Below are 5,673 nucleotides of genomic sequence, written 5' to 3' on the forward strand. Positions count from 1 at the left end.
ATTTCAATACTCCAGGTGTCTGTGGAATAGTCACTGCTTTGAAAACCTATTTCTGTTGAAAGGCTTACGCCCACGGGCCAGTGCCATTTTTCGGGTACGCTTATCCGTGGCCGAATGTGGGAACCGATATATTTGTAGCCGTACGGGCTTGTATAGTTTGTAAAAAAATAGAAACCTATCTCAAAGTTATTGGTTACTCCCTGCGTTATCTCTACAGTTTCGTGTAAGGCATGATTACTTGGCCTAACGCCATCAACAATATCTGTTTGTCCATCGAAAGTAAAATTGCTATGCAACTCAAACATCGTAGTGCCTTTTGTTTGCGTAGGCGATGCGTACACTTGTATCTCGTAATTATCTTGCGCATTAACAACATTAAAAAGTAATACGGAAATAAGGAGTATGGAAAGTTTGGTCATCGTGCAAAATAACAACGCAAAATCAAAAAAAACGCAACTTATAAAACTTAATGATAAAAAATGATGTGAACAATAACTACCAACTGCTGCCACCACCGCCACCAAAGCCGCCGCCCGAAAAACCACCACCACCAAAACTACCCCCGCCGCTGCCGCTGCTGCTTGGTGCGCTATAAAACGTGTTCGTCATTGCATTCATAGATCGGTCAAGACTATTCATAAACATTAGGGTATTAAAATTGTTTCCTGCATAAACACCGGAATACCAGTTTGGCGGCGGTATGTCTAAACCTGCCAGTTTATCTTTCCAGGTATCGGCGATATCGAATACAATTGCATAGGGCAATACTTTATCAAAATAATTTTGATCCTGTTTTAAAAATTCCTGCAGGCGATCTTTCTCAACAGACGTAAGGAATTCTTTAAACCCTAATAATTTTTGAAATAACGCTGTTCCCTTTTTTGTTTTTTTAGTCATGAATAATCCAAATACAAATACAATGATAGCACTTGCAATAAGGCCCACACCCAGCCATAGTTTCATTTGCCAGTCAGAAACCATTGCCGCGATACCGGAAGCAAAAACAATAACACCAATAAATGCAAATAATCCTTTCAACCCTCTTGAATATATAACATAGAAATCTCCTTTATTAACCTCTTGTTCGAGCTCTTTTTTTGCCTTGTTCATGGTTATATACAAAACGTCTTTAAGGTCGCTGAGCTTTACCGTATCACCACTCGCAAATATTCCATTGAACAATGTTTTCTCAAAAGTTAATGCTGTTGCCGGAAGGTCTTTCAATTTTACAAATTCATATTCTTTGTGTTTTAGTAAACCGAATAAAGAAGATTCCTGCACTTCGTTTATTCGCAGATAGCCTCCCGCCCCCCAGTATGGAACGAGCGCCGTTAGATCCCTTCTGTCCAGTTTATCGTCTATAACGTAGCCGGATACACTAGGACTTATATTTTCAGGCGGATAAAATTCTGTCTGTATTGTTATCTCATCATCCTTACCCCATTTTTTCCAGGTATAAAACATTCCTGCAAAAGCAAGGAAAGGCAATACGAGCCAATAAATACCAATAAAACGATAATCAGGTTTCGCTAAGTAATCTTTTGGGAAACTGATACCGATAGTCACCCCTTCATTATTATTTAATTGTTCCGTTGTGCTTCCTGAAAAAGCATCCGTTCCCTCCCATCTCGTTACTGTCTTATTTTCCGTTGAACCGTAAGATCCGGTTGCGACAAAATAATCGGGAATTGCGGGAAGCGGTTGATACAATTCAACCTTAAAATTTACAGCAGCAATCGTCGTTTCCCACTGGTTACCGATTACATTAAAATATAATTCTGAGTGATCTTTAAAAAAATTTATCGCATTGAGAATACGATACGTTATCACGTACCGCTGATCTCCTTCCACATATTTATTGGCAGAGCCAATCTTTATCAACTTGTCATCGCCCTCAGTACTTACTTCATAGTTCCAGCCCGGAACTTTAATATTCTCAACCATTGTACGGGTATAACCGTTAGATTCTAACTGCCGTTCTGCTTTCTCTGCGCCGGGCGACAATGGTTGTATTTGATATTTGAAAGGAATTTTACGGATGATGCCATGACGTGGCTCGGTAAAATGAACATCAATCTTCTCTGCAATATCCAGCGATGCATCTTTATTAACTTTTATTGATACGTCATACTGCTTAATGGTAAAATATTCCTGCGCCTTAATTTTACCACTGATAAAAAATACAAATAATACCGCTGCAAGCTTTTTCATGATCGCTATGAATTAAAACTTCACCTCAACATTTTTTGCTTCTTCCTGGTTGTCTAATTCATAAAACTCACGGGCTTTAAAACCGGCCATGTTTGCAATAATTACTCCTGGAAATTGCTGGATAGATGTGTTGTAGTCTCTAACGGTTGCGTTATAATAGCGACGTGCATTTCCTAAATCGCCTTCAATAGATTGCAAGGCAGTTTGCAGTTCAAGAAAATTTTGATTCGCTTTCAATTCAGGATAATTTTCTGCAACGGCCAATAAACCTCTTAACGCTCCTCCCAATACCTGGTTGGCTTGCGCTGCCCCCTGCACATCGCCCGGAGGCACTGCCACTGCTGCATTACGTGCTGCGGTAACTTTTTCAAAAGTAGAGCTTTCATGTGTGGCGTATCCTTTAACCGTATTTACCAGGTTAGGAATCAGATCAAATCTTTTCTTCAGGAAAACGCGGATATCACTCCAGCTGTTATCAACTTTTATTTTAGCTTTTACAAGCCCGTTATACATGCCAATGATCCAGAAAACGAGCAGTACAACTATTCCCAGAACTATCCAAAGTGCCATAAAAATTATTTTAAGAATTAAAAATATGCGCAGAATTCTGCCATTGCAATATACTGCATTCAAAAGAAGAATTTATTGCAGTTATTGCCAGCGGAAATATGTTAGCATGGCAGGAATATATTTTGGGATGCATTTTTGCTGATGATATCAAACTTTCCAAAAGTAATTTGTAGAGTCACTTAATTACTAGTATTAACTTTTGGAAAGTTGGAAAGTTTAAAAAATTACATCGTCATTAATAAAATATGAAGAAAAAGCTGAGCGATATACCGGTGAGCGTTCTTGACCTTGCCACAATTATTGAAGGAGATACCCCAAAAGAATCTTTCAGGAAAAGCCTTGAAGTAGCAAGACGTGTAGAAGAATTAGGTTATAAACGTTATTGGTTTGCCGAACATCATAACATGCCCAACATTGCCAGTTCGGCCACCTCGGTGTTGATTGGTTTTATTGCCGGAAACACTTCTAAAATAAGAGTGGGTTCCGGCGGCGTGATGCTTCCCAATCATGCCCCGCTAGTTATTGCAGAACAATTTGGCACATTGGAATCTTTGTATCCCGGTCGGATTGATTTGGGTTTAGGTCGTGCCCCAGGAACTGATCAAATTACTTCTTATGCTTTGCGCAGAAATTTAAATGGTTCGGTTGATGACTTCCCGCAGGATGTAATTGAATTAAAAAATTACTTAGCACCGAATAGTAATAAACCCGCTGTTCGTGCTATTCCCGGTGAAGGAACACAGGTTCCTATTTGGCTGTTAGGTTCCAGCACTTACAGTGCGCAGTTGGCCGCAGCATTGGGTTTGCCATTTGCATTTGCCAGTCACTTTGCTCCTGCTCAACTGCACGATGCTTTGCGGTTATACAGGCAGCGTTTTACTCCGTCCGATCAATTGAAACAACCTTACTCACTGGCATGTATAAACGTAATTGCGGCAGATACAGATGGAGAAGCCAACTACCTCGCAAGTTCCTTTTATAAACTGGCTTCCGGTATCGTCACCAACAAAAGAAAACCTTTGCAGCCACCTGTAAAAAATTTCTTTGAGCAATGGGATGAATATGAAAAAGCCCCGGTATTGCAAATGATGAAATATACATTTATCGGAAGTGCAGCAACCGTGAAGAAAGGCTTGCAATCTTTTTTAGATGATACACAGGTTGATGAAATAATGGTGGCATCTTATATTTATGACAACGACGCCAGGGTTCATTCTTATGAATTGATTGGGGAGTTTTTTAAGAAGGCGATTTCTTAAATAAATATTATTCTGAAGGATTTTTTTGATGTCTACGCAAGAGTCATGTCAAGTCTATTATGTCTTAATGAATATTCCCGCAAAGATACGGGGAACACTAAGACTAATGCTTTGTGATCATAGTGTCATTGTGGGCTAACCGTCATTTGAGAGTTGCCACAGCACAAGTAGAATGCTCTACTTATTTTTAGCGCTATGGAATCATCGTATCACAACATCCCCAACTCAAATGATTGGGGGCACCTAAATTATCCGGCAAAAAATTATTGAATGTTGTTTACTGAAATAATTCCTACTTATTTTTTAACTCAGCCATTAAAAATATCTATATTTAACGGGCTTCCAGATTGCTGATATTCAAAATAATTCTATAAATGCGTCGATATAAAATAACCGGGAGCTATATTGGTCAACATTAAACAAACTATATTATGAAAAGGAGAGACTTCATGCACAATTCGGTTTTGGCCGGCGCTTCAGTTTTTACAACTTCTATTGCTAACGCTGCTCTTCCTAAAAGACGTGTGTCTTCTGCGGATCAGCCTTTTCATCTTAATTACGCTATTCACGATGGCATGTTAAAGTATAACGGCGGTAGCGACTTTATTGACCAGATAAAGTATGGTTACGACAGGGGGTTTCGCTCAATTGAAGACAATGGGATGGCTAACAGACCAGTTGAAGAACAACAAAAAATTGGTGACACGCTGGCTAAGTTAGGCATGAGCATGGGTGTTTTCGTTTTGGATAAAGGAGGCAATGGTGCCAATACACTCGCCGCAGGAAAACCCGAGTACATAGAAATATTCTTAAAAGGATGCCGCCAGGCGGTTGAAGTTTCAAAACGGATTAATGGCAAATTAACGACGGTTGTGCCGGGCGACTTTCAAAGAAATTTACCAATAGGAATCCAAACCGGTAATGTGATTGAGGCATTACGCAGAGGAGCAGCAATTCTCGAACCACACAACATCGTAATGGTCCTGGAACCACTAAGTGATACGCCCAATTTATTTCTCCGCACTTCGGATCAAACTTATGAAATATGCAAAGCGGTGAATAGCCCGTCCTGCAAAATATTGTTTGACATATACCACATGCAACGGAACGAGGGTAACCTTATTAATAACATCGATATCGCTTATGAAGAGATCGCATACTTTCAAATTGGAGATAATCCCGGTAGAAATGAACCTACCACAGGAGAGATAAATTATAAGAATATTTTTAAACACTTGTATGAAAAAGGTTACAAGGGAATGTTAGGAATGGAACATGGAAAAGCCAATCCTGGTAAAGAGGGTGAAACAGCATTAATAAAGGCTTATAGAGATTCGGATAATTTCATATAACTACTTTTTCTTCAAAAAAATAAATATAAGAATCAAACATCTATTGCAGGAAGTAGGAATTATTCACATTCTTTTAGGGATTTATGTCAAGCTTCGGCTACTCTATTTTGCAACTTTAGTTTTTAATTTATTGGCATACTCAAAATATTCAGCATGGTTCGTGGGCTTTCCTTTCCTTATTTTTTTTCTATCATTTTTATTGTCGTTTTTTCATCAACTCAAATTTTATATGCCCAACAAAAATTTGTTTTCGAACAATCAAAAATGGGATCGCCCTTTAC

5 protein-coding genes are annotated in these 5,673 nt (G+C 38.9%); 2 read left to right on the top strand and 3 right to left on the bottom strand.

The annotated features are described in order from the left end of the window. From ACO1O5_RS08640 to ACO1O5_RS08650, 3 genes are all read right to left on the bottom strand, one after another. Positions 1-419: hypothetical protein (locus ACO1O5_RS08640; protein WP_486269444.1), on the bottom strand; the 419-nt coding region annotated here is incomplete at its 3' end. Between the two features lie 76 nt (positions 420-495). Next, positions 496-2,211 carry a DUF2207 domain-containing protein gene (locus tag ACO1O5_RS08645; protein WP_486269445.1) on the bottom strand — a complete coding sequence of 572 codons (1,716 nt, stop codon included), beginning with the start codon at positions 2,209-2,211 and terminating at the stop codon, positions 496-498. 12 nt (positions 2,212-2,223) lie between these two features. Further along, the gene (locus ACO1O5_RS08650; protein WP_486269446.1) at positions 2,224-2,781 is read right to left on the bottom strand and encodes a LemA family protein; all 558 of its coding nucleotides are present in this window, start codon (positions 2,779-2,781) and stop codon (positions 2,224-2,226) included. A gap of 245 nt (positions 2,782-3,026) precedes the next feature. On the opposite strand from ACO1O5_RS08650, the gene ACO1O5_RS08655 reads away from it, so the two are divergent. Together ACO1O5_RS08655 and ACO1O5_RS08660 are read left to right on the top strand one after the other, a co-directional pair. Then, positions 3,027-4,040 (top strand): LLM class flavin-dependent oxidoreductase, encoded by a 1,014-nt coding sequence (locus ACO1O5_RS08655; protein ID WP_486269447.1) that lies wholly within the window; start codon positions 3,027-3,029, stop codon positions 4,038-4,040. 431 nt (positions 4,041-4,471) lie between these two features. Continuing rightward, entirely contained in the window at positions 4,472-5,392 is a 921-nt protein-coding gene (locus ACO1O5_RS08660) for a hydroxypyruvate isomerase family protein (RefSeq protein WP_486269448.1), read from the top strand. Positions 5,393-5,673 lie beyond the last annotated feature (281 nt).

It is taken from the genome of Ginsengibacter sp., from assembly GCF_057362405.1.